This window comes from Burkholderia sp. GW821-FHT14F03 (assembly GCF_058803765.1).
Genome location: NZ_JBXAPG010000039.1, coordinates 40,422 through 67,031 on the forward strand (window position 1 = coordinate 40,422; position 26,610 = coordinate 67,031).

Consider the following 26,610-nt stretch of genomic DNA (forward strand, 5'->3'; position numbering starts at 1 on the left):
ATAGCCAATCGACCGGCGACGCTTCGCACTCGAATGACCGGTCGCGACACGCAAGGAGGCGGCATGGCACCCCAGGCGGCACACTTCATCGCGGGCGAGTGGGTCCCGCCCGCGCACGGCGAAACGATCCCCGTGATTGATCCATCCGACGGCGCGCCGTTCGCGCAGCTCGCGCGCGGCGCCGCCCCCGACGTCGACGCCGCGGTGCGCGCCGCCCGCGCCGCCTTCGAGGGTCCGTGGGGCGCGACGGGCGCGGCCGAACGCGGGCGCGTGCTGTACCGGCTCGCACAGCGGGTCGCCGAGGAACGCGAGGCGCTCGCCCGGATCGAGGCGCGCGACACCGGCAAGCCGCTGAGCCAGGCCCGCGCGGACGCCGCCGCGCTGGCCCGCTACTTCGAGTTCTACGCCGGCGCGGCCGACAAGCTGCACGGCGAAACGCTGCCCTACCAGCCCGGTTACACCGTGCTGACGATCCGCGAGCCGCATGGCGTGACCGGCCATATCATCCCGTGGAACTATCCGATGCAGATCTTCGGCCGCAGCGTCGGCGCCGCGCTCGCGGCAGGCAACGCGTGCGTGGTGAAGCCCGCCGAGGATGCCTGCCTGTCGCTGCTGCGGGTCGCCGCGCTCGCGGCCGAGGCCGGCCTGCCGGCGGGCGCGCTGAATCTCGTGACGGGCTACGGCCACGAGGCGGGCGCGGCGCTCGCGCGCCACCCGGGCGTCGACCACCTCTCGTTCACCGGCTCGCCCGACACCGGCCGGCTCGTCGCGCAGATGGCGGCCGAGCACCACGTGCCCGTCACGCTCGAACTCGGCGGCAAGTCGCCGCAGATCGTGTTCGCCGACGCCGACCTCGACGCCGCCCTGCCGGTGCTCGTCGGCGCGATCGTGCAGAACAGCGGGCAGACCTGTTCGGCGGGCAGCCGGGTGCTGATCGAGCACGCGATCTACGAGCCGCTCATCGACCGGCTCGCGACCGCCTTCAACGCGCTGCGGGTCGGTCCGAGCCAGGCCGATCTCGACTGCGGGCCGCTGATCAACGCGAAGCAGCAGCAACGCGTGTGGGACTTCCTGTCCGACGCGCAGCACGACGGCATCGCGATGGCCGCGCACGGCGAGGTCGTGCCCGAGGCTCCCGAGACCGGCTTCTACCAGGCGCCCGCGCTGCTGCGCGACGTGCCGCCGAGCCATCGGCTCGCCCAGGAGGAAGTGTTCGGCCCGGTGCTCGCGGCGCTGCGCTTTCGCGACGAGGAGGAAGCGCTCGCGCTCGCCAACGGCACGCCGTACGGGCTGGTCGCGGGCGTGTGGACGCGCGACGGCGCGCGCCAGCTGCGCATCGCGCGCCGCGTGCGCGCAGGCCAGGTGTTCGTCAACAACTACGGCGCGGGCGGCGGCGTCGAGCTGCCGTTCGGCGGCGTCGGCCGCTCCGGGCACGGCCGCGAGAAGGGCTTCGAGGCGCTGTACGGCTTCACCGTGCTGAAGACCATCGCGCTCAAGCACGGCTAGCGGCGCGGCCGCGCCCATCACGATCCATCGACAGGAGGAGACACCATCATGCGCTTGAACGGCAAGACGGCCATCGTCACGGGCGGCGGCTCGGGCTTCGGCGAAGGCATCGCGAAGACGTACGCGCGCGAAGGCGCGCAGGTCGTCGTCAACGATCTGAACCGCGCCGCCGCGGAACGCGTCGCGAGCGAGATCGCGCTCGCGGGCGGCCGCGCGATCGCGGCGCCGGGCGACGTCGCGCGCGAGGACGACTGGCGCGCGCTGCTGGCCGCGGCGCTCGACGATTTCGGCCAGGTGCAGATCGTCGTCAACAACGCCGGCACCACGCATCGCAACAAGCCGGTGCTCGACGTGACCGAGGCCGAGTACGACCGCGTCTACGCGGTCAACATGAAGAGCCTGTTCTGGTGCGTGCGCACCCTCGTCCCCTACTTCCGCGGCCGGGGCGGCGGCGTGTTCGTCAACATCGCGTCGACCGCGGGCGTGCGGCCGCGCCCCGGCCTCGTCTGGTACAACAGCACCAAGGGCGCGCTGATCACCGCGAGCAAGACGCTCGCGGCCGAGCTGGGCCCGGACCGGATCCGCGTCAACTGCGTGAATCCGGTGCTCGGCGAAACCTCGCTGATGACCGAGTTCATGGGCGTCCCCGACACCCCCGACAACCGCGCGCGCTTCCTCGCGACGATTCCGCTCGGCCGCCTGTCGACGCCCCAGGACGTCGCGAACGCCGCGCTCTATCTCGCCTCCGACGAAGCCGAGTTCATCACCGGCGTGTGCCTCGAGGTCGACGGCGGACGCTGCGTGTAACCCGCGCGGCGGCCCGCCGCCGCGCGCCGATTCCCCACGACACTCGCAGGAGACATCATGGCCAGTTCCGCACCCGCGTCGTCCGCGTTCGAGGAAGCGATCTATCGCAAGGTCTCGTGGCGCCTCACGCCGCTTTTGCTGCTCTGCTACGTGGTCGCCTACCTCGACCGCGTCAACGTCGGCTTCGCGAAGCTGCAGATGGCGGCCGACCTGAACCTGTCGGACGCCGTCTACGGGCTCGGCGCCGGCATCTTCTTCTTCGGCTACTTTCTGTTCGAAGTGCCGAGCAACATCATCCTGCACCGGGTCGGCGCGCGCCTGTGGATCGCGCGCATCATGATCACCTGGGGCATCATCTCGGCGCTGATGATGTTCGTCACGACGCCCGTGATGTTCTACGTGATGCGCTTCCTGCTCGGCGTCGCCGAGGCGGGCTTCTTCCCGGGCGTGATCCTGTACCTCACCTACTGGTATCCGGCCCACCGGCGCGGCCGCATGACCACCTTCTTCATGACGGCGATCGCGCTGTCGGGCGTGATCGGCGGCCCGGTGTCGGGCTACATCCTGAAGGCGTTCGACGGCGCCAACGGCTGGCACGGCTGGCAGTGGCTGTTCCTGCTGGAAGGCATCCCCTCCGTGCTGGTCGGCCTGCTCGTGCTGCTCAAGCTCGACGACCGCATCGACGGCGCGCGCTGGCTCACCGACGAAGAGAAGGCGCTGCTCGCGCGCAACGTCCACGCCGAGGAGGCCGGCAAGCAGCACCCGTCGCTCGGCGCGGTGTTCGCGACCCCGCGCGTGTGGCTGATGGCCGCGATCTATTTCTCGTTCGTGATGGGGCTCTACGGCGTCGGCTTCTGGCTGCCGACCATCATCAAGTCGACGGGCGTCACCGATTCGCTGATGATCGGCCTGCTCTCGGCGATCCCCTACGCGGCCGCGGTGGTCGCGATGATCCTGATCGCGCGCAGCGCCGACCGGCGCGGCGAACGGCGCTGGCACGTCGCGCTGCCGGCCGCGCTCGGCGCGCTCGGGCTCGTGCTCTCGGTCGTGTGGGCGCATCAGACCGCGCTCGCGATGCTCGGCCTCACGCTCGCCACGATGGGCATCCTGACCACGCTGCCGCTGTTCTGGAGCCTGCCCACCGCGTTCCTCGGCGGCGCGGCCGCCGCCGCGGGCATCGCGCTCATCAACTCGGTCGGCAATCTCGCCGGCTTCCTGAGCCCCTATCTGATCGGCTGGCTCAAGCAGGTCACCGCGTCGACCGCGGCGGGGATGTACATGCTCGCCGGCTTCATGGTGCTGGGCGGGCTGCTGGCGCTGTCGGTGCCGAAGGCGCTCGTCAACCGCTGAGCGGCACGGCATGCGGTGCATGTCGACGGCTGCGCGTCGTCGTCGCACGTCGCCGTTGCACGTCGCCCCCAAAAACAAACCCCACGGGCCCTTCGGGCGCGTGGGGTTTCGTCAGGCAACGATGCCGCGACGCGTTCAGACCGTCGTCATCGCCAGCGCGCTTTCGCGGTAGTGCTTCGCCGCCTTGTCGGTCTCGCCGAGATGCTCGAACAGCCGCGCGAGCGCGCGGTGGGTGCGCACCTTGAGCGCCTCGCTGTCCGCGAGCTTGAGCGCCGCCTCGAGGAACGACTGGGCCTTGCCCCACAGCTGCTGCTGCTGACACAGCCGGCCGAGCGCGAACAGCAGGTCGGCGTCTTCCGGGCGGTCCTTCTTCCAGGTCTCGGCCTTCTGGATCAGCGGCAGCGCGTCGGCGCCCGCCGTATCCGGATAACGGCGCAACAGCCGCGCGTCCCAGTTGTGCGCGAGCGCATCCTCGACGATCCGGCGCGCTTCCGGGCGGCGCTCGAGCGCGACCATCAGTTCGGCCGCCAGATCGGCGAGGCGCGGCGACTGGCGCTCGGCGACCGACAGCGACTGCCAGACTTCGAGCAGCGCGTCCGGATCGTGCCGGCGGTCGCGCAGCAGATGTTCGGCCGCCTGCTGGCGCAGCCGCACGGCCGCGGCCGGATGCAGCGCCTCGCGCTTCTCGAGCAGCTTCGCGAGCTTCAGCACTTCCGCCCAGTTCTTCAACTGCTGCTGCGCGCGCAGCGCCACCTGCTGCGCATGGATCCGCTTGCCGCCCGACGCCTGCATCTCGGCCAGCGCGCCCAGCGCGCCCTCCGCGTCGCGGCCGTCGGCGCGCATGTCGGCCGTCGCGAGCAGGCGCGCGTCCTGCCATTCCGGCGCGTCGACCTTCGCGAGCCATTCGTCGCGCCGCGCGTACTCGTGCATGCGGTGCGCGGCCGTCGCGCCGACGAGCCCCGCCGCGCCCTGGTTCGCGTCGATCACGAGCGAATCGCGCGCGGCCTTCTCGGCGCGCGTGAAGCGGCCCGCGTACAGGTTCGCGATCGCGTCGCGCAGCGCCACCTGCGCCTTCTCGTTGCGCGCGCGCGCCCGATACGCGGCGACCCGCTGCGGCATGCGCCAGATGTTGCGCACGATCCGCAGCAGCGCATACAGCGCGATGAACAGCACGATGATGCCGAGCACGAACAGGTTCAGCGACAGGTCGACCCGGTACGGCGGATAGACGAGCAGCACCTGGCCGGTGTCGAAACGCCCCACCGTCGCGAGCGCCGCGGCGATCGCGAACAGCACGGCGAGCCAAATGATTCCACGCACGCTCATGTCACCCCCGGCTCTTGAACTGTTGCACGGCGTTCAGGCTCGTGTTCAGGTTCGGCACCGCCACGGTCAGCGACGCCGCGTCGAGCTGCTTGAGCAGGTCCTGAACCACCCGGGTATCCCGCGCCGCGCCGTCGAAATAACGCGCGAGCGCCGCCTGCGCGGCGTGCAGGTCGGATTTCATCGCGGCATCGTTGCGCGCGAGCAGCGACAGGCGCGCGGCGAGCAGCCGCAGCTTCACGTTCTCGCGCACGTAGTAGCCCTGGTCGGGCGCCGCGAGCATCGCGTCCGCGTTGTCGATCCGGCGCACCTGCACGAGCCCCTTCAATTGCTGGCCGACGCCCGCCGAGAAGTCGCGCCACCAGCCCTTCCAGCGCGGCTCGCCGGGCGCGGCGTCCGCCTGCGCATGGACCGGCTGCGGGCCCGCGTGCGGCGTCAGCGCCTCGCCCGCGAGCGGCAGCGCGTCGATCCGGCCGATCGCGTCGTCGAGCTTGATCGCGAGCCCCGTCAGGTCGGCCGACGGCGCGGCCTTCAGCTTGTCGATGTCCTGCGCGAGCGCCTTGCGGACCGTCACGGCCTGCGCGCTCTGCGAGGTCGCGAGCCGCGCGTCGGCGTTCTGCAGCGCGATCAGCGCGAGCTGGGTGTTGCCGGTCAGCTGCAGCTGCTGGCTCGCGCTCGACAGCATCTGGTCGATCTCCTCGAGCATCCAGGCGTCGCGGTTGCGCGCGAGATCCTGGTACTGCTGCTGGAGCGCCTGCTGCGCGTTCTGCGCGTCGGACAGCTTGCCCTCGAACTGCGCGAGCTGCGCGTCGACCTGATGCACGTTCACGAGCGCCTGGTCGGTCTTCACGCGGGTTTCGGCCGTCTGCGCGTCGAGCGCCTTCTGGCGGTCGACCGTGTGCTGGTCGAGCCGGTCGATCTTGCGATTCAGCGCGTAGCCGCCGACGCCCGCGCCGGCGCCGATCGCGATGGCCACGAGCCACAGCGCCGCGAGCGCGCCGCCGCCGCGCCGCGCCTTGGCCTCGAACGGCGTGAACGGCGGATTGGGCGGAACAGCCTGCGCGGCGGGACGGGACGGATTGGAATGGGTATCGTTGGTATCTGTCATGCGTGGGGGCACCGGTGCGGCTGTCGCCGGTTGAGCGGCCGTTTCGGCCAACGAACGGAAGGCGCGGACGATACGTTCGTCGCCCGCGCCGGACAGCGTAATCCTATCAAAACCCAATGCGCGCGCGGTCTCCGCGATGCGCGGATGCGGCGCGACGAGCGGCGCGTGGCGCAGCGCCTCGATCTCCGCATCGTTCAGGTGTTCGTGCGCGAGCGCGTCGAGATTGCGCACGCCCTCGGAACTCGTGACGAGCCACGCGTGCGGCGCGCCCGACAGCAGCGCATGCACGCGCTCCCAGGCGCCGATCGACGGCTCCGGCACGATGCGCCGGTAGGCCGCCACCAGCTCGACCTCGACGCCCGCGTCGCGCAGGCGCTCGGCCAGCCACTCGCGCCCGCCGTCGCCGCGCACGATCAGCACCCGCTTGCCGGCCAGGCCCGCCGCGCCGCCGAAGGCCGCGTCGATCGCCACGAACAGGCTTTCCGAATCGTAATGCGGCTCGCCGCCGTCGGCCGGCGTGTGCGGCGCGATCACGCGATACGCGCCGCCCGCGATGCCGTGCCGCTCGAGCGCCGCGACGCTGCCCGGCCCGACCACGCCGATCGGCAGCGGATGCGGCCAGATCGCCGGATGGCGCGCGAACGCCTGGTCGATCGCATTCGGCGACACGAACACGACGAGCGCATACGCGTCGAGCCGCGCGAACGCGGCGGCGAGCGGCTCGGGATCGTCGAGCGGCGCGATGTCGATCAGCGGGAAGTCGAGCACCTCGAACGCCTCGGCCGCGAGACGCGCGGCGAGCGCCGTCGATTGCCCGTCGGGACGGGTGAGCAGCGCGGTGAAGCGGCGCCCGCCCGCCATCACGCGTCGCCCTTCTGCGCGCTCGCGGCGAGCAGCGCGTCGACGATCTCGCGCGCGCCCTGGCGTTCGAGGTCGTCGGCGACCGCGCGGCCGAGCGCGAGCGCATCGGCCACGCTGGCCGCGTTCGCCTCGGCGCGGGCGAGCAGCACCCGGCGGCCGTCGGTCGACGACACGCTGCCGGCCAGATGCAGCACGCCGCCGCGCCACACCGCATGCGCGGCGAGCGGCACCTCGCAGCTGCCGCCCAGGCGGCGCGACACCATCCGCTCGGCCTCGACCGCGAGCGCGGTCGCCGGGTCGTGCAGCGGCGCGAGCCAGGCGGCCACATCGGCGCGGCGCGCGGCGATCTCGATGCCGAGCGCGCCCTGGCCGGCGGCGGGCAGGCTCGCGTCGACCTCGAGCAGCGCGCGGATCCGCGCGCCGAGGCCGAGCCGCTTGAGGCCGGCGGCCGCGAGGATCACCGCCGCGTAGTCGCCCCGGTCCAGCTTGCCGAGCCGCGTATCGAGATTGCCGCGCAGCGGCCGCACCTCGAGGTGCGGATGGCGCGCGCGCAGCATCGCCTCGCGGCGCAGGCTGGAGGTGCCGACCACGGCGCCCGCGGGCAGCTCGGCGAGGCTCGCGTAGTCGTTCGACACGAACGCGTCGCGCGGGTCCTCGCGGCTCATCACCGCCGCGAGCGCGAAGCCGTCGGGCAGCTCCATCGGCACGTCCTTGAGCGAATGCACCGCGAGATCGGCGCGGCCGTCCGCGAGCGCGGCCTCGAGTTCCTTCACGAACAGGCCCTTGCCGCCCACCTTCGACAGCGTGCGGTCGAGAATCTGGTCGCCGCGCGTGGTCATCCCGAGGATGTTCACGTCACAAGCTGGATATAATTTGCGCAGCGCATCACGCACATGTTCGGCCTGCCACAGGGCCAGGCGGCTTTCACGCGAGGCGATCGTCAGCGTCGTGGGGAGCTTGGCCGAAAGGGTCTCGGAATTCATTGCAGATACATTGCAGGACGGGATCTAGGAACGAACAATGGTAGCACGCACGCCTTGCCCGCCCTGCGGCGGGAAGGCGCGCCGGCCGGGCCCGCGCGGGCCGCGTGATGGGCCGCAGTGCCGCAATCCAGCCAGACCGCAGTTCCCTGTTCACTCGTGCTTTCCCAAGGAAACCCATCGTGAAGTCTTCCGGATCGGCGCGCGCCACGCGCCGCAATGCTGCCTCGTCCTCCGACACCCCCGTCAGCGCGCGCAAGCGCGCGAAGCCGGCCCCCGCCGCCCGCCGCGCCGCCAACGATCCGGCCGGCCCCGCGCCCCGCACGAACGGTCGTACGCGCGAGGACAAGGATCAGCCGCTGTTCGAGGACATCCGCTACCTGGGCCGGCTGCTCGGCGACGTGGTGCGCGAGCAGGAAGGCGATGCGGTGTTCGACGTGGTCGAGACGATCCGCCAGACCGCGGTCAAGTTCCGCCGCGAGGACGACAAGGAAGCCGCGCAGACGCTGGAGAAGAAGCTGCGCAAGCTGACGCCCGAGCAGACCGTGAGCGTGGTGCGCGCGTTCAGCTACTTCTCGCACCTCGCGAACATCGCGGAAGACCGCCACCACAACCGCCGCCGCCGCATCCACGCGCTCGCGGGCTCCTCGCCGCAGGCGGGCACCGTCGCCTATGCGCTCGCCCAGCTGGACGACGCGGGCGAGGGCTCCGCGGCGGCGATCGCGCGCTTCTTCGACAACGCGCTGATCGTGCCCGTGCTGACCGCGCATCCGACCGAGGTGCAGCGCAAGAGCATCCTCGACGCCCAGCACGACATCGCGCGCCTGCTCGCCGAGCGCGACCAGCCGCTGACCGCGCGCGAGCGCGCGACCAACGAGGCGCTGCTGCGCGCGCGCGTGACCTCGCTGTGGCAGACCCGGATGCTGCGCGACGCGCGCCTCACGGTCGCCGACGAGATCGAGAACGCGCTGTCCTACTACCGCGCCACCTTCCTGGAGGAGCTGCCCGCGCTGTACGGCGACATCGAGGCGGCGCTCGCCGAGCACGGCCTGCCCGCGCGCCTGCCGGCGTTCTTCCAGATGGGCAGCTGGATCGGCGGCGACCGCGACGGCAACCCGAACGTGACGGCCGCGACGCTCGACGAGGCGATCAACCGCCAGGCCGCGGTGATCCTCGAGCACTACCTGGAGCAGGTGCACAAGCTCGGCGCCGAGCTGTCGGTGTCGCACCTGCTGGTGGGCGCGAGCGACGAGCTGAAGGCGCTCGCCGCCGCCTCGCCCGACCAGTCGCCGCACCGCGTCGACGAGCCCTACCGGCGCGCGCTGATCGGCGTGTATACGCGGCTCGCCGCGAGCGCGCGGGTGCGGCTCGGCCAGGGCACGGTGCCGGTGCGCAGCGCCGGACGCGGCGCGGCGCCCGTGCGCGCCACGCCCTACGCGGACGCCGACGAATTCGCCGCCGACCTGCGCGTGCTGCTCGCGTCGCTCGCGCGCCATCACGGTGAATCGCTCGCGACGCCGCGCCTCAAGCCGCTGATCCGCGCGGCCGAGGTGTTCGGCTTCCACCTCGCGAGCATCGACCTGCGGCAAAGCTCCGACATCCACGAGGCCGTGGTCGCGGAGCTGTTCGCGCGCGCGGGCGTCGAGCCCGACTATGCGGCGCTGTCCGAGGCCGACAAGCTGCGCGTGCTGCTCGACGCGCTCGCCCAGCCGCGCCCGCTGCGCTCGCCGTTCCTCGACTACTCGGCGCTCGCGCAGAGCGAACTGGGCGTGCTGGAAAAGGCCCGCGAGGTCCGCGCGCAGTTCGGCGCGCGCGCGGTGCGCAACTACATCATTTCGCACACCGAGACCGTCAGCGACCTGGTCGAGGTCCTGCTGCTGCAGAAGGAGACCGGCCTGCTCGCCGGCGCGCTCGACGCCGGCGACGCGCGCAACGCGCTGATGGTGATCCCGCTGTTCGAGACCATCGCCGACCTGCGCAACGCGTCGCACATCATGGGCGAGTTCCTCGCCCTGCCGGGCGTCGCGGCGCTCGTCGCGCACCAGGGCGGCGAGCAGGAGGTGATGCTCGGCTATTCCGACAGCAACAAGGACGGCGGCTTCCTGACCTCGAACTGGGAGCTGTACCGCGCGGAGCTGGCGCTCGTCGAGCTGTTCCATGCGCACGGGATCACGCTGCGGCTGTTCCACGGGCGCGGCGGCACGGTCGGCCGCGGCGGCGGCCCGACCTATCAGGCGATCCTGTCGCAGCCGCCGGGCACGGTCGCCGGCCAGATCCGCCTCACCGAACAGGGCGAGGTGATCGCGAGCAAGTTCGGCAACCCCGAGATCGGCCGGCGCAACCTCGAAACGGTGGTGGCCGCGACGCTCGAGGCGTCGCTGCTGCCGCGCAACAACGCGCCCGCGCAGCTGGCCGCGTTCGAGGCCGTGATGCAGACGCTGTCCGACGAGGCGATGGCCGCCTACCGCGCGCTCGTCTACGAGACGCCCGGTTTCACCGAGTATTTCTTCTCGTCGACCCCGATCAACGAGATCGCCGAACTCAACATCGGCAGCCGGCCGGCCTCGCGCAAGCTCCAGGATCCGAAGCAGCGCAAGATCGAGGACCTGCGCGCGATCCCGTGGGGCTTCTCGTGGGGCCAGTGCCGCCTGCTGCTGACCGGCTGGTACGGCTTCGGCGGCGCAGTGGCCGCCTATCTCGACACCGCGCCGGACGCCGCCGCGCGCGCCAAGCGGGTCGCGCTGCTGCGCCGCATGAACAAGACCTGGCCGTTCTTCGCGCACCTGCTGTCGAACATGGACATGGTGCTCGCGAAGACCGACCTCGCGGTCGCCTCGCGCTATGCGCAGCTGGTCGCGGACAAGAAGCTGCGCCAGCACGTGTTCGCGCGCATCGTCGCCGAATGGGAGCGCACCTCGGCGGCCCTGGCCGAGATCACCGGGCATGAAGGCCGGCTCGCCGGCAACCCGCTGCTCGCGCGCTCGATCAAGAACCGCTTCCCGTACCTCGATCCGCTCAACCACCTGCAGGTCGAGCTGATCAAGCGGCACCGCGCGGGCGACAGCAACGCGCGGCTGCGGCGCGGGATCCACCTGACCATCAACGGCATCGCGGCCGGCCTGCGCAACACCGGCTGACCCGCGCGCCGGCGCGGCCCCTGCGCGGCGGCTCGCCCGCCCGCAGGCGGGCCGCCGCCGTCAGCGCGCGTCGATCATCAGCGCGTCGAGCTCGAACGAGCCGTCGGGCTGCACCGCGTAATGGGCGCGCACCTCGTCGGGCGCGCCGCGCCACATCGAGCGGATCGCCTCGACCCGCTCCGGCGGCGTCCGCATCCGCGCCACCCACGACGCAAACTCGATCGACAAGCGCCAGCGCGTGCGCACCTGCGCGCTGAAGCCCGCCCGCGCGAACAGCGCGAGCCATTCGTCCGCGCGGTAGTCGCGAATATGCGACGCATCGCGCAACAGCTCGATCGCCTGGATGTGGGTATCGAGCAGCGGGTGGTCGCCGCCCGCGATATCGATGAACAGCACGCGGCCGCCCGGCTTCAGGACGCGGCGCACCTCGGCGAGCGCGCGCGGCACGTCGTGCCAGTGGTGCGCGCTCATCCGGCTCACGACCCAGTCGAACGCCTGGTCCGCGAACGGCAGCGACTCGGCCGGCCCCTGCTGCACGCGAATGTTGCCGAGGCCGCGTTCGCGCGCGGCCGCCGTCACCGTCGCGAGCATCGGCGCCGCGATGTCGTAGGCGACCACCTCGGCCGCGCCGGCGCCCGCCGCCGCGAAGCTCGCATGGCCCGCGCCGCAGCCCAGGTCGAGCACGAGCGCGTCCGGCGTCGCGGCGATCTCCGCGGCCAGCGCGGCGAGATCCGCGCCGGTCGCGTGCACCGTGCTCGTCAAATAGGCGGCCGCCGTCGAACCGAACGCATCCGCCACCTGATCGTGATGTTTCATCGCATGCACCTCTCTATGCTGGTATTGAAGGGAAGGCCGGCTCGACGCACCACGAGCCGGCGAGCCGCTACAATAGAACCCGATCAGTACCGGTACAAGTCAAGCAGTTATTCCGGTATCCGTGCCACCCGTCTGTTATCCGCCCCTGTTTTTCGCATGCGCACCACCTCATCCGCCCCGCCCCCCCTCGACGCCACGCCGGCCCGCGCGCTCGGCGAGTTCATCCGCGCCCACCGCGAGCGCCTGACGCCCGCGGCGGTCGGGCTCGCGCCGGGGCCGCGCCGGCGCACGCCGGGGCTGCGGCGCGAGGAAGTCGCGCAGCTGTGCGGCGTGAGTCCGACCTGGTACACCTGGATCGAGCAGGGCCGGCAGGTGTCGGCCTCCGCCGATGCGCTCGCGCGGATCGCCGTCGCGCTGCAGCTGTCGCGCGCCGAGCGCGCCTACCTGTTCGAGCTGGCCGCGCAGCGCGACCCGGCCGAACCGGCGCTCGCGGCCACCGACGTGCCCGCCACCCTGGTCGCGACAGTCGCGCTGATCACGACGCCCGCCTACCTGCTCGATCGCCAATGGAACGCCCTCGCGTGGAACGCACCGGCCGCCGCGCTGTTCACCGGCTGGCTCGACGGCGAGCACGACCGCAACCTGCTGCGCTTCACCTTCATCGATCCGGCCGCGCGCACGCTGATCGTCGACTGGGAAACCCGGGCGCGCCGGCTGGCCGCCGAATTCCGCGCCGACTCGATCCGCCACCAGAACGACGCGCCGACCCGCGCGCTGATCGACGCCCTGCTCGCCGACAGCGACGCGTTCGCGCATTACTGGGCGTCGCAGGATGTCGGCGAGCGCGAGGGCGGCGTGCGCGAGTTCGACCATCCGCGCGACGGGCGGCTCGTCTACCAGCAGCTGACGCTCAAGCCCGCGCATCGCGAGGATCTCAAGCTCGTCGTGCTGGTGCGCGAGGGCGACGCGCCGCCCCTCAGAAGCTGATGGTCGCGGTGATCGTGTCGCTGTAGCTGCCCGGCGCGGGCGTGGCCTGCGTCGGCACCCGGCCGTACACGGTGAGCGCCTGCGCGACGCCGCTGCCCGTGCCGGTCGCCATCGAGGTGCCGCTCGTGCCGTCGCCCCACGGGTTCGCGTGCGCGGCATCGAGATACAGCTGATAGCCGACCGAACCGCCGCCGCCCGAGCGCAGCATCGTGCGCGCGGAGACGCTGCCGCTCGTGCCGCCGTTCAGCGCGATCTCGAACGCGTCGCCGTTGGTGCACTGCGCGCTGATCGAGCCGGTCGCGGTCAGCGCGCTCGTCAAGAGGCCGGCCGCCGCGAACGCGACGTTGGTCGCCGTGATGTTGCAGTTGTTGATCACCGTCGCGGTGGCCGTGAACGCGAACGTGCCGTACGCGGTCTGCCCCGTGCAGCTCGGCGGCCCCAACAGGTAGAACAGGTAGTTGAGCGAGGTCTGGCTGCCGCCGAAGTTTTGCGAGTAGACCGTGTTCGCGTTGCCGACCGACGGCACCGTCGGCTGGTTCGCGGCGATCTTTCCGTAGATCGTCACGTTCGCGCTCGTGGTGGTCGACAGCGCCGGCTTCGTCAGGATCAGCGAAATCGGCGTCGTGCCCGAGTAGGTCGAGCCCCAGCTCGTCGTATAGCCGGCGTCCTGATACAGGTCGTACTGCATCTGGTTCGCGCCGCTGGTCAGGTAGCGCGGGCTCGTGCCGCCCAGGTTCAGGCACACGAGCACGTTCGGCACGAGCGTGATCGCGGACCAGGTGCAGGTGACGGTCATGGTCGACGTGGTCGTGACCGCGGTGAGCGCGATCGGGCTCACCGAACCGAAGCTCGGCGCGGGCGCGGTCACCGTGCAGGTCTCGGCGCGCGCGGCCGCCCAGGGCGCCGCCAACGCGATCAGCATGCCGAGCGCGAACAGGCCCCGTTTCAGAAACCGCATCCATCCGCGCCGTTGTTTTTCAATGCGCAGCACTGCCGACTCCGTCATTCCAACTCCACGAAATAGTCGCCCACAATTCAATTTCAAAAATCATGAACAATCTTATTCAGACACAAACAATTCGATTCCATAAAAGAATTTCTTGCGCCTCGATCGGTATTCCACGAATGCACCGATCCACGGGATCATTAACCAGCATAGGCTTGAAATGACATGCATCCAGAGTACTTTAATTCTCCTTTTCCAATACTTATTAATTGATTTTTCACTTTCACCGTTGCAGCCCAATAATCCGTGCGCTAATCTTACCTAAAACATCAGGAATATCCTGAATAAAAATCCGTCCGATTCGCCGATCCTCGAGGTGTTGTTTCACCCCCGGGAGCAGTCCCGGCGGTTCACAACCAGAACAGCAGGAGCGCTACGCGATGAACCACTCTTTCCGTCCGTTTCTGTCGGCCGCGGCGGCCGCGCTGCTCGCCGCGACACCGGCCTTCCAGCCCGCCGAGGCCGCGGTTTACTCGAACGGCACGGCGACGGCCACCTTCAACGTCACGCTGACGATCCAGGCCAACTGCACGATCGCCGCGACGCCGCTCGCGTTCGGCACGACCGGCGTGCTCGCGGCCGCCCTCAACCAGCAGACCACGCTGTCGGTCACCTGCTCCAACCTGACGCCCTACAACGTCGGGCTCGACGCCGGCAACGTCACCGGCTCGACCGTCACCGCCCGGCTGCTGGCCGGCACCGCGACCGGCAACACCGGCACGACCGTCGGCTTCCAGCTCTACCAGGACTCGGGCCACACGACCGTGTGGGGCAACACGCAGGGCACCAACACCGTCGGCGGCACCGGTTCCGGCTCCGCGCAGACGATCAACGTGTACGGCCAGGTGGCCGCCCAGTCGACGCCGAAGCCCGACACGTACCAGACCACCGTCACCGCAACCGTCTACTTCTGACCGACGCGCGCGGCGAGCGCCGCGCGACCTCACCGGAGCCGCCCATGAATGCGACCGCACGCGTCTTCACCAGGCTCGCGCTCGCCGCGAGCCTGGCCGCCATGCCGCCGATGCAGGCGGTCCGCGCCGCCGTGTATTCGAACGGCACCGCGACGGGCACCTTCGGCGTCACGCTGACGATCCAGGCCAACTGCACGATCGCGGCGAATCCGCTCGCGTTCGGCACGACCGGCGTGCTGACCACGGCGATCAACCAGACCACGACCCTCTCGGTCACCTGCTCGAACGCGACGCCGTACAACGTCGGGCTCGACGGCGGCTCGGTGCTCGGCTCGACCGTGACGAACCGGGTGCTGGCGGGCAGCCTGCTGCTCAACCTCGCCGTCGTCAACTACCAGCTCTACCAGGACGCCGGCCACACGACCATCTGGGGCAACACACAGGGCACCAATACGCTCGGCGGCACCGGCTCCGGCTCGACGCAGACCCTGACCGTCTACGGCCAGGTGCCCGCGCAGACCACCCCGCAAAACGACACCTACCAGTCCACCATTACCGCGAGTGTCTTCTTCTGACCTTTTCCCGATCCGCGCGCGCCTGCTCTGCGCGCTGGCCTGCGGCCTCGCGGCGGCCGCGGCGCACGGCGCGACCCTGCAGATCTCGCCCGTCACGCTCGACCTCGCCGCCGACAGTCCCGCGGCGGCCCTCACGCTGCGCAACCCGGGCGACCGGCCGATCTACGGCCAGGTGCGCACCTATCGCTGGACCCAGGAACACGGCGACGACGTGCTCACGCCCGCCCCGGAGCTGGTCGCGAGCCCGCCGCTGCTGCAGATCGGCGCGCAGTCGGACCAGTTGGTGCGGCTCGTGCGCACCGCGCGCGACAAGCCGCCGCGCGAGCAGAGCTACCGCGTGCTGATCGACGAGCTGCCGACGCCCGACGCGCCGGTGACGAGCGGCATCACGATCCGCCTGCGCTACTCGATCCCGGTGTTCGTCGCGCCCGCCACGGCCGGCGCGCCCGCCCAGCTCGACTGGAGCCTCGCGCGCGGCGAGCAGGCCTGGCAGTTGCGCGTCGCGAACCGCGGCGAGCATCACGCGCAGATCTCGGCCGTGCGCCTCGTCGACGCGGCCGGCAAGCGCTACGAGATCACCGAGGGCCTGCTCGGCTATGCGCTCGCGGGCAGCGCGCGGCAGTGGCCGCTGCGGCTCGATCCGGCGATCGGGCCGCAGATCCGCCGCGTGGAGGCCATCGTCAACCTGCAGAAGGTCGAGGCCGCCGTGGCCTCGCCCTGAACCCGACGCCCCCCCGCTCCCGCTCGTCCGACCGTGCCGCTCGCTCGCCCCGCGCCCCGCCCGACGATGTCCGGGCGCCCCGGGCGCCTGGCCGCCCCTGCTGCCGCCGCCGCGCTCGCGCTCGCGCTCGCCGCGTTCGAACCGGCCGCGCGCGCGCAGGACCTGCCGCGCGTGATTCCGTCCGACGCGCGCGCGGCCCTGCCCGGCTCCGCCGCGGGCGCGCCGGACGACCTGTATCTCGACGTCACGCTCAACGGCGAACCGACCCACCTGATCGTGCATTTCAGCGTGCACGACGAGCGGCTGTCGGCCAGCCAGGACGATCTCAACGACCTCGGCATCACGACCGCGAGCCTGAAGCTGCCCGCCAACGCGCTGGTCGCGCTCGACGCGCTGCCGGGCCTGCGCTATCGCTACGACGTCACGAGCCAGACCATCGCGCTCGAGGTGCCCAACGCGCTGCGCATCCCGCACACCTACGACACGCGCGCGATCCAGGCCACCCCGAACGCCACCGCCGGGCGCGGCGTGCTGCTCAACTACGACCTCTACGCGCAAAGCGGCGAGCACGCGCCGGTGTCGCTGTGGAGCGAACTGCGCTATTTCGATCCGGCCGGCGTGTTCAGCACGACGGGCATCGCGTCGTTCTATCGCGGCGACCAGCGCTATACGCGCTACGACACCTCGTGGAGCCGCTCCGATCCGAAGACGCTGAGCACCCTGCAGCTCGGCGACACCATCTCGTCGTCGCTCGCCTGGAGCCGTTCGCTGCGCCTCGGCGGCGTGCAGTGGCGCAGCAATTTCGCGCTGCGCCCCGACCTCGTGACCTTCCCGGTGCCCGCGCTGCCGGGCTCGGCCGTCGTGCCGACCTCGGTCGACCTGTACGTGAACAACGTGCGCCAATTCAGCAGCAACGTGCCGAGCGGGCCGTTCGTGATCAACAACGTGCCGGGCATCATCGGCGGCGGCAACGCGACCGTGATCACGCGCGACGCGCTCGGACGCTCGATCGCGACCTCGCTGCCGCTCTACATCGACACCCGGATGCTCGCGCCCGGACTCGCGAGCTACGGCGTCGAGGCGGGTTTCCTGCGGCGCGCCTACGGACTCGATTCGTTCGACTACGACCCGCATCCGGCCGCGAGCGCGACCGCGCGCTACGGGCTCACCGACACCTTCACCGCCGAGACCCACGCCGAGGTCACGAGCGGGCTCTACAACGCGGGCGCGGGCGCGCTGCTGCGGCTCGGCATGGCGGGCGTCGTCAGCGCCTCGGCCGCCGCGAGCGCGGGCCGGCTCGCGGGCGCGCAGTTCGGGCTCGGCTACCAGCTGATCGAGCCGCGCTTCTCGATCGACGCGCAGACCCTGCGCACGGTGGCGAACTACGGCGACCTCGCCGCGCGCGACGGCACGCCGGTGCCCACCGTCACCGACCGCGTCACGCTGTCGCTGCCGTTCATCCGCGCGCAGACGCTGTCGCTCAGCTACATCGGCCTCAAGTATCCGGGCGCGCCGACCTCGCAGATCGGCTCGGTGGCCTACTCGATCAGCCTCGGCGGCCTGCTGTCGCTGACCGTGAGCGCATTCCAGGACTTCCGCCAGCGCGATTCGCGCGGCGCGTTCCTCAGCATGAACCTCGGCCTCGGCAACAACACCTCGATCAACGCCAACGTCGGCCGCCAGAACGGCGAATCGATCTACAGCGTCAACGCGACCCGGCCGCCCGACTACGACGGCGGCCCCGGCTGGGCGGTGCAGGCGGGCAACGCGGGCGACGTGCGCTACGGCCAGGCGCAGGCCCAGTACCTCGGCCGCGCCGGCCAGGTGACGGCGCTCGCGCAAACCATCGCGGGCCGCCGCAACGTCTCGCTCGACGTGAGCGGCGCGCTCGTGCTGATGGACGGCAGCGCGCTGCCGTCGCGGCGCATCGACGACGCGTTCGCGCTGGTGTCGACCGACGCCGCGCCCGGCGTGCCGGTGCTGCACGAGAACCGCGCCATCGGCACGACCGACGGGCGCGGCCACTTCCTGATTCCGGACCTGAATTCGTACCAGAACAACCGGATCGCGATCGACAGCCTGCGCCTGCCGATCGACGTGCGGCTCTCGGACACGATGCGGAACGTGGTGCCGCAGGCCGGCTCCGGGGTGCTCGCGCGCTTCGCGATCACGCGCGAGCAGGCCGCGTCGGTGCTGCTGCGCGACGCGCAGGGCGCGCCGCTGCCGCCCGGCCTCGCGGTGCGCCAGGTCGAGAACGGCGCGCGCACGATCGTCGGCTACGACGGCATGACCTTCGTGAGCGGCCTCGGCGCGCTCAATCACCTCGAGATCAGCGGCAACGGCCGCCGCTGCGACGTGTCGTTCCCCTACACGCGCCCGGCCGACGGCACGCCGCCCACCCTCGGCCCGCTCGTGTGCGACCTCAAGTAGGCGCGGCGCCCGCCGGCCCGGGCGCGCCGCGATGCTAGAATGATCCGCTATCCCTGCGCGGCGCGAGCCGCCTTCACTCCCCCTCAAAGAATCGCCATGACGTCCCAACTGCACAAAAAGGGCGAGGCCTGGTCGGCCCGCTTCTCGGAACCGATGTCGGAACTGGTCAAGCGCTACACGTCGTCGGTCTTTTTCGACAAGCGCCTCGCGCTCGTCGACATCGCCGGCTCGCTCGCGCACGCGAACATGCTCGCCGCGCAGCGCATCATCGGCGCCGACGACCTGGCCGCGATCGAACGCGGCATGGCGCAGATCAAGGGCGAGATCGAACGCGGCGAATTCGAGTGGCAGCTCGATCTCGAGGACGTGCACCTGAATATCGAGGCGCGCCTGACCGCGCTGATCGGCGACGCGGGCAAGCGCCTGCATACGGGCCGCTCGCGCAACGACCAGGTCGCGACCGACATCCGCCTGTGGCTGCGCGGCGAGATCGACCGCATCGGCGACCTGCTCGGCGACCTGCGCGGCGCGCTGCTCGACCTCGCCGAGCAGCACGCCGACACCATCCTGCCGGGCTTCACGCACCTGCAGGTCGCGCAGCCCGTGACCTTCGGCCACCATCTGCTCGCCTATGTGGAAATGTTCACGCGCGACGCGGAACGGATGCGCGACTGCCGCACCCGGGTGAACCGCCTGCCGCTCGGCGCGGCCGCGCTCGCCGGCACCAGCTACCCGATCGACCGCCACGCGGTCGCCAAGACGCTCGGCTTCGACGGCATCTGCGCGAACTCGCTCGACGCGGTGTCGGATCGCGACTTCGCGATCGAGTTCACCGCCGCGTCGGCGCTCGTGATGACGCACGTGTCGCGCCTGTCCGAGGAACTGGTGCTGTGGATGAGCCCGCGCGTCGGCTTCATCGATCTCGCGGACCGCTTCTGCACCGGCAGCTCGATCATGCCGCAGAAGAAGAACCCGGACGTGCCCGAGCTCGCGCGCGGCAAGACCGGCCGCGTGAACGGCCACCTGATCGCGCTGCTCACGCTGATGAAGGGCCAGCCGCTCGCCTACAACAAGGACAACCAGGAAGACAAGGAGCCGCTGTTCGACACGGTCGACACGGTCGCCGACACGCTGCGCATCTTCGCCGAGATGGTCGCGGGCATCACCGTGAAGCCGGACGCGATGCGCGCCGCCGCGCTGCAGGGCTTCTCGACCGCGACCGACCTCGCCGACTACCTCGTCAAGCGCGGCCTGCCGTTCCGCGACGCGCACGAAGCGGTCGCGCACGCGGTGCGGATCTGCGAAGTGCGCGGCTGCGACCTCGCCGACCTGACGCTCGACGAAATGAAGCAGGAGTTGCCGAACGTCGCGCACCTGATCGGCGACGACGTGTTCGGCTATCTGACGCTCGAAGGGTCGGTCGCGAGCCGCAACCACCCGGGCGGCACCGCGCCCGACCAGGTGCGCGCGGCCGTGCGGGCGGCGCGCGCGACGCTCGGCCGCTGAGCGGCTGCGGCGCCACGGCGGACACCGGCGGTGTCCGCTTTTTTTTCGCCGCGCGACGCGCGGCCGCATCACACCTCACGAGGGAAGCGGATGTTCTCAGCGGCGATCTTCGACATGGACGGTCTGCTCATCGATTCCGAGCGCACCATCATGAACACCTGGCTCGCGGTCGCCCGCGAACACGGCGTGACGCTCGCGCCCGCCGACTACCTGCAGATCGTCGGCCGCTCGTTCGCGGAAGGGCAGCGGATCCTCGCCCGCCTGCTCGGCAGCGAAGCGGCGTTCAGCGTGGTGGCGGGACGCGTGCGCGCGCAGCTCGCCACGCCGACGTCGACCCCGAAGTATCCGCTCAAGCCCGGCGCGCTCGCCCTGCTCGACGCGCTCGCGCGCGCCGGCATTCCGTGCGCGGTCGCCTCGTCGTCGGGCCGCGACGTGATCCGCGCGAGGCTCGACGAAGTCGGCGTGCTGCAGCGCTTCGCCGCGCTCGCGGGCGGCGACGAGGTCGCGCGCGGCAAGCCCGATCCCGCCGTCTACCGGCTCGCGGCCGAGCGCCTCGCGGTGCCCGCGCAGGCCTGCCTCGCGTTCGAGGACAGTGATTTCGGCGCGCATGCGGCCGCCCGCTCGGGCGCATCGGTCATCACCGTGCCCGACCTCAAGACGCCCACGCCGGAAGTCATCGCATTGAGTTTCAGGATCCTCACCTCGCTCGACGAGGCGGTCGCGCACGTGCCCACGTGGTTCGCCGCCGCGCCGCGCGCCGGCGCCGCCTGAGCGGCGGGGGCCCGCCGCTCAGCGGTTGCCGACCGTCTCGGAGAAACGCTTGAGCGTCGCGACCCGCGCGCCGATCAGGTCGACGCGCTCGTCCTCGCTGATGAGCGGCGTGGTGCCGTCGCGGAACGACGCCCAGGCGCGCTGCGCGCGCATCAGCGTCGCGCGCGAGCGGGCCGGCATGCGTTTCTGCAGCTTCGCGGCGTAGCGATTCAGATCGAACTGCGCGTGCTCGCACGCGGCGTCCTGCGCGCACGGCCGCACCCGGTGCACCGCGCCTTTCGCGCCGCCGGGCTGCGCATAGCGGTCGGCCGCCTCGCGCAGCGCGAGCGCGCGGTCGCGCACCGGCTGCAACTGCATGTCGGCGCTCGCCATCGCATACATCGTGCCCTGCGTGGTCTCGTACACCGCGCGCGCGAGCGGCAGCTCGTCGCCGCGCCACGCGAGCCAGCGGCGCTGGCTCTCCTGCCAGCCGCGCTTCGCATCGGCGGGCGCCACCCGCACGAGCCGCGCGTACGTCTCGCCCATCGCGGCCTGCCATTTCTGCCGCGCCTCGTCCATGCACTGGATCTGGCCGACGGTCGACGAGCGGTCGCGCTGCGCGAGACACTGCCGCATCGCGACGTCGATCGGATCGGCCGCCGCGACTTCCGCGCGCGCGACGCCCGCGGCGGCGGCCCAGGCAAGCGCCGCGACCAGCGCCGCACGCGCGAGCGGCCTACGCATGCGCGTCACGCCCATCGTCGGCATCGTCAGTCGCGCACGCAATCGACGTAGTACTCGACGCGCCCGTTCATCTCTTCCGCGACGAGGCCGTGGATGTCGGTGTGGAAGCCCGGGAAGCGCGCGTTGAAATCGCGCGCGAACCGCAGGTAGTTGACGATGGTCTTGTTGAAGCGCTCGCCCGGGATCAACAGCGGAATGCCCGGCGGGTAAGGCGTCAGCAGGATGCTCGTCACGCGGCCTTCCAGCTCGTCGAGCGGCACGCGATCGATCTCGCGGTGCGCGAGCTTCGCGAACGCATCCGACGGCTTCATCGCGGGCTCCATGTTCGACAGGTACATCTCGGTCGTCAGGCGAGCGATGTCGTTCGCGCGGTAGACGTCGTGGATCTGCGCGCACAGGTCGCGCAGGCCGACGCGCTCGTAGATCGGGAACTGCGCGACGAATTCCGGCAGCACGCGCCACAGCGGCTGGTTGTTGTCGTAGTCGTCCTTGAACTGCTGCAGCTCGGTCACCATCGAGTTCCAGCGGCCCTTCGTGATGCCGATCGTGAACATGATGAAGAACGAGTACAGGCCGGTCTTCTCGACGATGATGCCGTGCTCGGCCAGGTACTTCGTGACGATCGCCGCCGGAATCCCGGTCTCGCCGAACTCGCCGTCCACGTCGAGCCCCGGCGTGATGATCGTCGCCTTGATCGGATCGAGCATGTTGAAGCCTTCGGCGAGCGGGCCGAAGCCGTGCCAATGGTCGTTCGGCTGCAGGATCCAGTCCTCGCGCGAGCCGATGCCCTCTTCCGCGAGATCGTCCGGCCCCCACACCGAGAAGAACCAGTCGTCGCCGTATTCGGCGTCGACCTTGCGCATCGCGCGGCGGAAGTCGATCGCCTCGGCGATCGATTCCTCGACGAGCGCCGTGCCGCCCGGCGGCTCCATCATCGCGGCCGCGACGTCGCACGACGCGATGATCGCGTACTGCGGGCTCGTCGAGGTGTGCATCAGGTACGCTTCGTTGAAGCGGTGCTTGTCGAAGGTGCGGTGTTCGGAATCCTGCACGACGATCTGCGAGGCCTGCGAGATGCCGGCCAGCAGCTTGTGGGTCGAGTGGGTCGCGAACACCAGCGCGCCGGTGCGCGGCCGGCCCGCGCCGATCGCGTGCATGTCCTGGTAGAACGGGTGGAACTCGGCGTGCGGCAGCCACGCTTCGTCGAAGTGCAGCGTGTCGAGCAGGTCGCCCAGCAGATCCTTGATCTGCTCGACGTTGTAGACCACGCCGTCGTAGGTGCTCTGCGTGATCGTGAGAATCCGCGGCTTGAGGTTCGGGTTCTTCTTGAGCGCCTCGCGCGCGAACGGGTTCGCCTCGATCTTCTTGCGGATGTTCTCCGGCTTGAACTCGTCGCGCGGGATCGGGCCGATGATGCCGAAGTGGTTGCGGGTCGGCGTCAGGAACACCGGGATCGCATGCGTCATCGTGATCGCGTGCAGGATCGACTTGTGGCAGTTGCGATCGACCAGCACGATGTCGCCCGGCGCGACCGTCGCGTGCCAGACGATCTTGTTCGAGGTCGAGGTGCCGTTGGTGACGAAGAACAGGTGGTCCGCGCTGAAGATGCGCGCCGCGTTGCGCTCCGAGGCCGCGACGGGGCCGGTGTGGTCGAGCAGCTGGCCGAGCTCGTCGACCGCGTTGCAGACGTCCGCGCGCAGCATGTTCTCGCCGAAGAACTGATGGAACATCTGGCCGAGCGGGTTCTTCAGGAACGCGACGCCGCCCGAGTGGCCCGGGCAGTGCCACGAGTACGAGCCCTCGTCCGCGTACTTGACGAGCTCCTTGAAGAACGGCGGCGCGAGCGAGTCGAGATAGACCTTCGCCTCGCGGATGATGTGGCGCGCGACGAACTCCGGCGTGTCCTCGAACATGTGGATGAAGCCGTGCAGCTCGCGCAGGATGTCGTTCGGCAGGTGCCGCGAGGTGCGCGTCTCGCCGTACAGGAAGATCGGGATGTCGCCGTTGCGGCGGCGCACTTCGGTCACGAACGCGCGCAGCTCGATGATCGCGGTCGCCAGCTCGGGCAGCTCGCCGTCCGCGCCGGTCTCGCCGAGCATCAGTTCGTCGTCGTCGAGCGACAGGATGAAGCACGACGCGCGGCTCGACTGCTGCGCGAACGAGGTCAGGTCGCCGTAGCTCGTGAGGCCGAGGACTTCCACCCCTTCCTTCTCGATCGCTTCCGCCAGCGCCCGGATGCCGGACCCGGAAATATTTTCGGAGCGGAAATCTTCGTCGATGATGACGACGGGAAAACGAAACTTCATGGGCGATTCTCCAAAAAGAAACGACCGCGGCGCATCACGCGCAGCGGTCACCCGGTAACTGGCGGTGTTCGATATACAAGCAGATCAGGTTTTCGGGAGCGTGACACCCCGTTGCCCCTGATACTTGCCGCCGCGATCGGCGTACGACACCTCGCACACCTCGTCGCTCTCGAAGAAGAGGACCTGTGCGACGCCTTCGTTCGCGTAGATCTTCGCGGGCAGCGGCGTGGTGTTCGAGAACTCGAGCGTCACGTAGCCTTCCCACTCGGGCTCGAACGGCGTGACGTTGACGATGATCCCGCAGCGCGCGTAGGTCGACTTGCCGAGGCACACGGTCAGCACCGTGCGCGGGATCCGGAAGTACTCGACCGTGCGCGCGAGCGCGAACGAATTCGGCGGGATGATGCAGACGTCGCCCTTGAAGTCGACGAACGAACCTTCGTCGAAGTTCTTCGGGTCGACGATCGTCGAATTGATGTTGGTGAAGATCTTGAATTCGTCGGCGCAGCGGATGTCGTAGCCGTAGCTCGACGTGCCGTAGCTGACGATCCTGCGCCCGTCCTCGGACGCGCGGACCTGACCGGGCACGAACGGCTCGATCATCTTGTGCTCTTCGGCCATGCGCCGAATCCACTTGTCGGACTTGATGCTCATAAAAAAGCGCCAGAAAACGAGGAAGGAGGCCGGCCGACGGACGGCGGCCGCGAAAGGCGCACATTTTACGCGATCGGCGCCGCGTCGACGCGGCGCTTTACGGACGAATCACGCCGCACGCGAGACCGGGGCCCGCGCCGTGCTGCGGAAACAGCGGATCGCTCGCGTCGCGATGCACGAGCACCGACCGCGCGAGCACCGAGCGCACCCCGTCGAGCGCGACGTCCGGCGCGACGATGAAGCCCGCCGCGACGCCGTTCGCATCCGCGTGGATGTTGCCGAGATCGCCGCCGACGCGCGCGCCCGCGCGCAGCCGGTCGGCCGCGGGCGAGAACACGGGGCCCGCGCTCGAGCCGTCGCCCGCGTTGCAGTCGCCGCGCTCGTGAACCTGCAGCGCGTGGTCGCTGTTCGGCGGCAGCCCGGAGAAGTTGTAGGTGACCTGCACGCCATCCGGCCGCTCGACGAAGGTCACGGTGCCGCGCGCCTGGCTGCCGACCGTCGGCTGCAGCATCGCGTCGGCCCGCTTCTCGTGCTGCGACGCGAACGACGTGCAGCCGGCCAGCATGCCGCCGGCGGCCAGGAGGGCGAGCACGCCGCGCGCGAGGCGGCCAAATGCGCCGTCGAGTCGTGGTTTCATGCGTTCCTCATGCCGGCTGATGCGCGCGGGGTGGCGCGCCGCGCCCGCCGGACGGGTAAGTGGACCTGGAAAAGTCGACATCATACCGCGCCTCGCCGCGCTTAAAACAGCGGCACCCCCCGTCCGGCAAGGCATTTTACGTATTTTGAACAACGATGCTCGGGAACTTCGAGGTCATGTCCTTCGCGCGCTCGGCAATCGCGATCGCCACGCTGCGCGCGATCGCGCGATAGCGTTCGGCGAGCGCGCCGCCCGGATCCGCGACCACGGTGGGCGTGCCGCTGTCCGCCTGCTCGCGGATCGCGATGTCGAGCGGCAGGCTGCCGAGCACCTTCACCCCGTAATCCTGCGCCATGCGCGCGCCGCCGCCCGCGCCGAAGATCGGCTCTTCGTGGCCGCAGTTCGAACACACGTGGATGCTCATGTTCTCGACGATGCCGAGGATCGGGATGCCGACCTTCTCGAACATCTTGAGCCCCTTTTTCGCGTCGAGCAGCGCGATGTCCTGCGGCGTCGTCACGATCACCGCGCCCGTCACCGGCACGCGCTGCGCGAGCGTGAGCTGGATGTCGCCCGTGCCCGGCGGCATGTCGACGATCAGGTAGTCGAGCGCCTGCCAGTTGGTCTGGCGCAGCAGCTGTTCGAGCGCCGAGGTCGCCATCGGGCCGCGCCACACCATCGGGTTGTCTTCCTCGATCAGGAAGCCGATCGAGTTCGCCTGCAGCCCATGCCCCACCATCGGGTTCATCGACTGGTTGTCGGGCGATTCCGGCCGCCCGTGGATGCCGAGCATGGTCGGCAGCGAGGGCCCATAGATGTCGGCGTCGAGCACGCCGACCGACGCGCCCTCGGCCGCGAGCGCGAGCGCGAGGTTGACCGCGGTGGTGCTCTTGCCCACCCCGCCCTTGCCGGACGCGACCGCCACGATGTTCTTCACGTTCGGCAGCAGTTTCACGCCGCGCTGCACCGTGTGCGCCACGATGTCCTGCGACACCGCGATGCGCGCCTCGCGCACGCCCGGCACCGCGGCCAGCGCCGCGGCGACCTGCCCGCGCACCGCCTCGAACTGGCTGCGCGCGGGATAGCCGAGCACGACCTCGAGCGTCACCGCGTCGCCGTCGATCGCGACATCGCGAATGCCCTTGTTCGCCGCATACGGGCGGCCGGTATTGGGGTCAGTGAGAGCCGCAAGTGCGGCGTCGACCAAAGCCCGGTCAATGCTCATCGATACTCCGTGGGAAGAACGTCGCTTAAAAGCGCCCAAATCATCAATAATCTTCAAATAACGGGGCTGAAAGCGGGAAAAGTGAAAAAATGTGTTGCACGCCATTGCGCGGCGACGCGTTGCGGCGCACGCTTCGCGGGCGGCGCAGATCGGGGCCATATCCGCCCCGTAGCGCCTATATTGTAGAGGCTGAGGCGACGCCCTGTCCGAACGGCCATCGTGATGGTCGGGGTTTGCCGCGCGGCGCAGGCGGCCTCGGCCGCCAAG

The 26,610-nt window shown here is 70.4% G+C and carries 21 protein-coding genes; 11 read left to right on the forward strand and 10 right to left on the reverse strand.

Features of this window, described 5'->3' with window-relative positions:
* Positions 1–63 precede the first annotated feature (63 nt).
* The 3 genes from AC1RQF_RS24270 to AC1RQF_RS24280 are packed head-to-tail and all read left to right on the forward strand — an operon-like array spanning position 64 to position 3,663.
* Complete coding sequence (locus AC1RQF_RS24270; RefSeq protein WP_492873141.1) at positions 64–1,506, forward strand: aldehyde dehydrogenase family protein; 1,443 nt, start codon at positions 64–66, stop codon at positions 1,504–1,506.
* Between the two features lie 48 nt (positions 1,507–1,554).
* Positions 1,555–2,313, forward strand: coding sequence for an SDR family oxidoreductase (locus AC1RQF_RS24275; RefSeq protein WP_273998628.1), 759 nt, complete (start codon positions 1,555–1,557; stop codon positions 2,311–2,313).
* 57 nt (positions 2,314–2,370) lie between these two features.
* Positions 2,371–3,663 carry an MFS transporter gene (locus AC1RQF_RS24280; RefSeq protein WP_273998630.1) on the forward strand — a complete coding sequence of 431 codons (1,293 nt, stop codon included), beginning with the start codon at positions 2,371–2,373 and terminating at the stop codon, positions 3,661–3,663.
* 135 nt (positions 3,664–3,798) lie between these two features.
* Here the strand turns inward: AC1RQF_RS24280 and AC1RQF_RS24285 are convergent, their stop codons facing one another.
* The 3 genes from AC1RQF_RS24285 to hemC are packed head-to-tail and all read right to left on the reverse strand — an operon-like array spanning position 3,799 to position 7,938.
* Entirely contained in the window at positions 3,799–4,989 is a 1,191-nt protein-coding gene (locus AC1RQF_RS24285; protein WP_273998631.1) for a heme biosynthesis protein HemY, read from the reverse strand.
* A 1-nt stretch (position 4,990) separates the two neighbouring features.
* Entirely contained in the window at positions 4,991–6,955 is a 1,965-nt protein-coding gene (gene hemDX / locus AC1RQF_RS24290; RefSeq protein WP_274004352.1) for a fused uroporphyrinogen-III synthase HemD/membrane protein HemX, read from the reverse strand.
* A complete protein-coding gene (hemC, locus tag AC1RQF_RS24295) occupies positions 6,955–7,938 on the reverse strand; it encodes a hydroxymethylbilane synthase (RefSeq protein WP_492873142.1) in 984 nt (327 codons plus the stop codon). The genes hemDX and hemC overlap by 1 nt, the downstream gene beginning before the upstream one ends.
* 179 nt (positions 7,939–8,117) lie before the next feature.
* Here hemC and ppc point away from each other — a divergent pair, with 179 nt between their 5' ends.
* Positions 8,118–11,072: a phosphoenolpyruvate carboxylase gene (ppc, locus tag AC1RQF_RS24300; protein WP_273998633.1), complete on the forward strand. Its 2,955-nt coding sequence runs from the start codon at positions 8,118–8,120 to the stop codon at positions 11,070–11,072.
* Between the two features lie 60 nt (positions 11,073–11,132).
* Here the strand turns inward: ppc and AC1RQF_RS24305 are convergent, their stop codons facing one another.
* The gene (locus tag AC1RQF_RS24305) at positions 11,133–11,888 is read right to left on the reverse strand and encodes a class I SAM-dependent methyltransferase (RefSeq protein ID WP_273998634.1); all 756 of its coding nucleotides are present in this window, start codon (positions 11,886–11,888) and stop codon (positions 11,133–11,135) included.
* 156 nt (positions 11,889–12,044) lie between these two features.
* On the opposite strand from AC1RQF_RS24305, the gene AC1RQF_RS24310 reads away from it, so the two are divergent.
* Positions 12,045–12,875, forward strand: a complete 831-nt coding sequence (locus AC1RQF_RS24310) for a helix-turn-helix transcriptional regulator (protein ID WP_273998635.1) — start codon at positions 12,045–12,047, stop codon at positions 12,873–12,875.
* Here the strand turns inward: AC1RQF_RS24310 and AC1RQF_RS24315 are convergent.
* Positions 12,865–13,833, reverse strand: coding sequence for a Csu type fimbrial protein (locus tag AC1RQF_RS24315; protein WP_273998636.1), 969 nt, complete (start codon positions 13,831–13,833; stop codon positions 12,865–12,867). The two genes, AC1RQF_RS24310 and AC1RQF_RS24315, sit on opposite strands and share 11 nt — an antisense overlap.
* 428 nt (positions 13,834–14,261) lie before the next feature.
* Here AC1RQF_RS24315 and AC1RQF_RS24320 point away from each other — a divergent pair, with 428 nt between their 5' ends.
* The 6 genes from AC1RQF_RS24320 (at position 14,262) to AC1RQF_RS24345 (ending at position 20,798) form a co-directional block, all read left to right on the forward strand.
* A complete protein-coding gene (locus tag AC1RQF_RS24320) occupies positions 14,262–14,795 on the forward strand; it encodes a Csu type fimbrial protein (RefSeq protein ID WP_273998637.1) in 534 nt (177 codons plus the stop codon).
* Positions 14,796–14,839: 44 nt separating this feature from the next.
* Positions 14,840–15,370 carry a Csu type fimbrial protein gene (locus AC1RQF_RS24325; protein WP_443111527.1) on the forward strand — a complete coding sequence of 177 codons (531 nt, stop codon included), beginning with the start codon at positions 14,840–14,842 and terminating at the stop codon, positions 15,368–15,370.
* On the forward strand, positions 15,357–16,091 hold the full coding sequence (locus AC1RQF_RS24330) for a fimbrial biogenesis chaperone (RefSeq protein WP_443111528.1): 735 nt from the start codon (positions 15,357–15,359) through the stop codon (positions 16,089–16,091). Before AC1RQF_RS24325 ends, AC1RQF_RS24330 begins: the two co-directional genes overlap by 14 nt.
* A gap of 66 nt (positions 16,092–16,157) precedes the next feature.
* Positions 16,158–18,521, forward strand: coding sequence for a fimbria/pilus outer membrane usher protein (locus tag AC1RQF_RS24335; protein ID WP_273998638.1), 2,364 nt, complete (start codon positions 16,158–16,160; stop codon positions 18,519–18,521).
* Between the two features lie 96 nt (positions 18,522–18,617).
* On the forward strand, positions 18,618–20,027 hold the full coding sequence (gene argH, locus AC1RQF_RS24340) for an argininosuccinate lyase (RefSeq protein ID WP_273998639.1): 1,410 nt from the start codon (positions 18,618–18,620) through the stop codon (positions 20,025–20,027).
* A 90-nt stretch (positions 20,028–20,117) separates the two neighbouring features.
* Positions 20,118–20,798 (forward strand): HAD family hydrolase, encoded by a 681-nt coding sequence (locus tag AC1RQF_RS24345; protein ID WP_273998640.1) that lies wholly within the window; start codon positions 20,118–20,120, stop codon positions 20,796–20,798.
* 18 nt (positions 20,799–20,816) lie between these two features.
* Here the strand turns inward: AC1RQF_RS24345 and AC1RQF_RS24350 are convergent, their stop codons facing one another.
* From AC1RQF_RS24350 to apbC, 5 genes are all read right to left on the reverse strand, one after another.
* Positions 20,817–21,521, reverse strand: a complete 705-nt coding sequence (locus tag AC1RQF_RS24350) for a lysozyme inhibitor LprI family protein (protein ID WP_274004355.1) — start codon at positions 21,519–21,521, stop codon at positions 20,817–20,819.
* Positions 21,522–21,547: 26 nt separating this feature from the next.
* Positions 21,548–23,827 carry an arginine/lysine/ornithine decarboxylase gene (locus tag AC1RQF_RS24355; RefSeq protein WP_273998641.1) on the reverse strand — a complete coding sequence of 760 codons (2,280 nt, stop codon included), beginning with the start codon at positions 23,825–23,827 and terminating at the stop codon, positions 21,548–21,550.
* Positions 23,828–23,911: 84 nt separating this feature from the next.
* On the reverse strand, positions 23,912–24,481 hold the full coding sequence (gene dcd / locus AC1RQF_RS24360) for a dCTP deaminase (protein ID WP_252982419.1): 570 nt from the start codon (positions 24,479–24,481) through the stop codon (positions 23,912–23,914).
* A 97-nt stretch (positions 24,482–24,578) separates the two neighbouring features.
* Positions 24,579–25,118 (reverse strand): superoxide dismutase family protein, encoded by a 540-nt coding sequence (locus AC1RQF_RS24365; RefSeq protein WP_273998644.1) that lies wholly within the window; start codon positions 25,116–25,118, stop codon positions 24,579–24,581.
* A gap of 136 nt (positions 25,119–25,254) precedes the next feature.
* A complete protein-coding gene (apbC, locus tag AC1RQF_RS24370) occupies positions 25,255–26,343 on the reverse strand; it encodes an iron-sulfur cluster carrier protein ApbC (protein ID WP_273998645.1) in 1,089 nt (362 codons plus the stop codon).
* Positions 26,344–26,610: the final 267 nt, after the last annotated feature.

Bases quoted from the DNA above. Each gene is read 5' to 3' on its own strand.
- AC1RQF_RS24270 (WP_492873141.1), top strand. From the start codon at position 64: ATGGCACCCCAGGCGGCACACTTCATCGCGGGCGAGTGGGTCCCGCCC.
- AC1RQF_RS24275 (WP_273998628.1), top strand. From the start codon at position 1,555: ATGCGCTTGAACGGCAAGACGGCCATCGTCACGGGCGGCGGCTCGGGC.
- AC1RQF_RS24280 (WP_273998630.1), top strand. From the start codon at position 2,371: ATGGCCAGTTCCGCACCCGCGTCGTCCGCGTTCGAGGAAGCGATCTAT.
- AC1RQF_RS24285 (WP_273998631.1), bottom strand. From the start codon at position 4,989: ATGAGCGTGCGTGGAATCATTTGGCTCGCCGTGCTGTTCGCGATCGCC.
- hemDX (WP_274004352.1), bottom strand. From the start codon at position 6,955: ATGGCGGGCGGGCGCCGCTTCACCGCGCTGCTCACCCGTCCCGACGGG.
- hemC (WP_492873142.1), bottom strand. From the start codon at position 7,938: ATGAATTCCGAGACCCTTTCGGCCAAGCTCCCCACGACGCTGACGATC.
- AC1RQF_RS24305 (WP_273998634.1), bottom strand. From the start codon at position 11,888: ATGAAACATCACGATCAGGTGGCGGATGCGTTCGGTTCGACGGCGGCC.
- AC1RQF_RS24310 (WP_273998635.1), top strand. From the start codon at position 12,045: ATGCGCACCACCTCATCCGCCCCGCCCCCCCTCGACGCCACGCCGGCC.
- AC1RQF_RS24315 (WP_273998636.1), bottom strand. From the start codon at position 13,833: ATGCGGTTTCTGAAACGGGGCCTGTTCGCGCTCGGCATGCTGATCGCG.
- AC1RQF_RS24320 (WP_273998637.1), top strand. From the start codon at position 14,262: ATGAACCACTCTTTCCGTCCGTTTCTGTCGGCCGCGGCGGCCGCGCTG.
- AC1RQF_RS24325 (WP_443111527.1), top strand. From the start codon at position 14,840: ATGAATGCGACCGCACGCGTCTTCACCAGGCTCGCGCTCGCCGCGAGC.
- AC1RQF_RS24335 (WP_273998638.1), top strand. From the start codon at position 16,158: ATGTCCGGGCGCCCCGGGCGCCTGGCCGCCCCTGCTGCCGCCGCCGCG.
- argH (WP_273998639.1), top strand. From the start codon at position 18,618: ATGACGTCCCAACTGCACAAAAAGGGCGAGGCCTGGTCGGCCCGCTTC.
- AC1RQF_RS24345 (WP_273998640.1), top strand. From the start codon at position 20,118: ATGTTCTCAGCGGCGATCTTCGACATGGACGGTCTGCTCATCGATTCC.
- AC1RQF_RS24350 (WP_274004355.1), bottom strand. From the start codon at position 21,521: ATGCGTAGGCCGCTCGCGCGTGCGGCGCTGGTCGCGGCGCTTGCCTGG.
- AC1RQF_RS24355 (WP_273998641.1), bottom strand. From the start codon at position 23,827: ATGAAGTTTCGTTTTCCCGTCGTCATCATCGACGAAGATTTCCGCTCC.
- dcd (WP_252982419.1), bottom strand. From the start codon at position 24,481: ATGAGCATCAAGTCCGACAAGTGGATTCGGCGCATGGCCGAAGAGCAC.
- AC1RQF_RS24365 (WP_273998644.1), bottom strand. From the start codon at position 25,118: ATGAAACCACGACTCGACGGCGCATTTGGCCGCCTCGCGCGCGGCGTG.
- apbC (WP_273998645.1), bottom strand. From the start codon at position 26,343: ATGAGCATTGACCGGGCTTTGGTCGACGCCGCACTTGCGGCTCTCACT.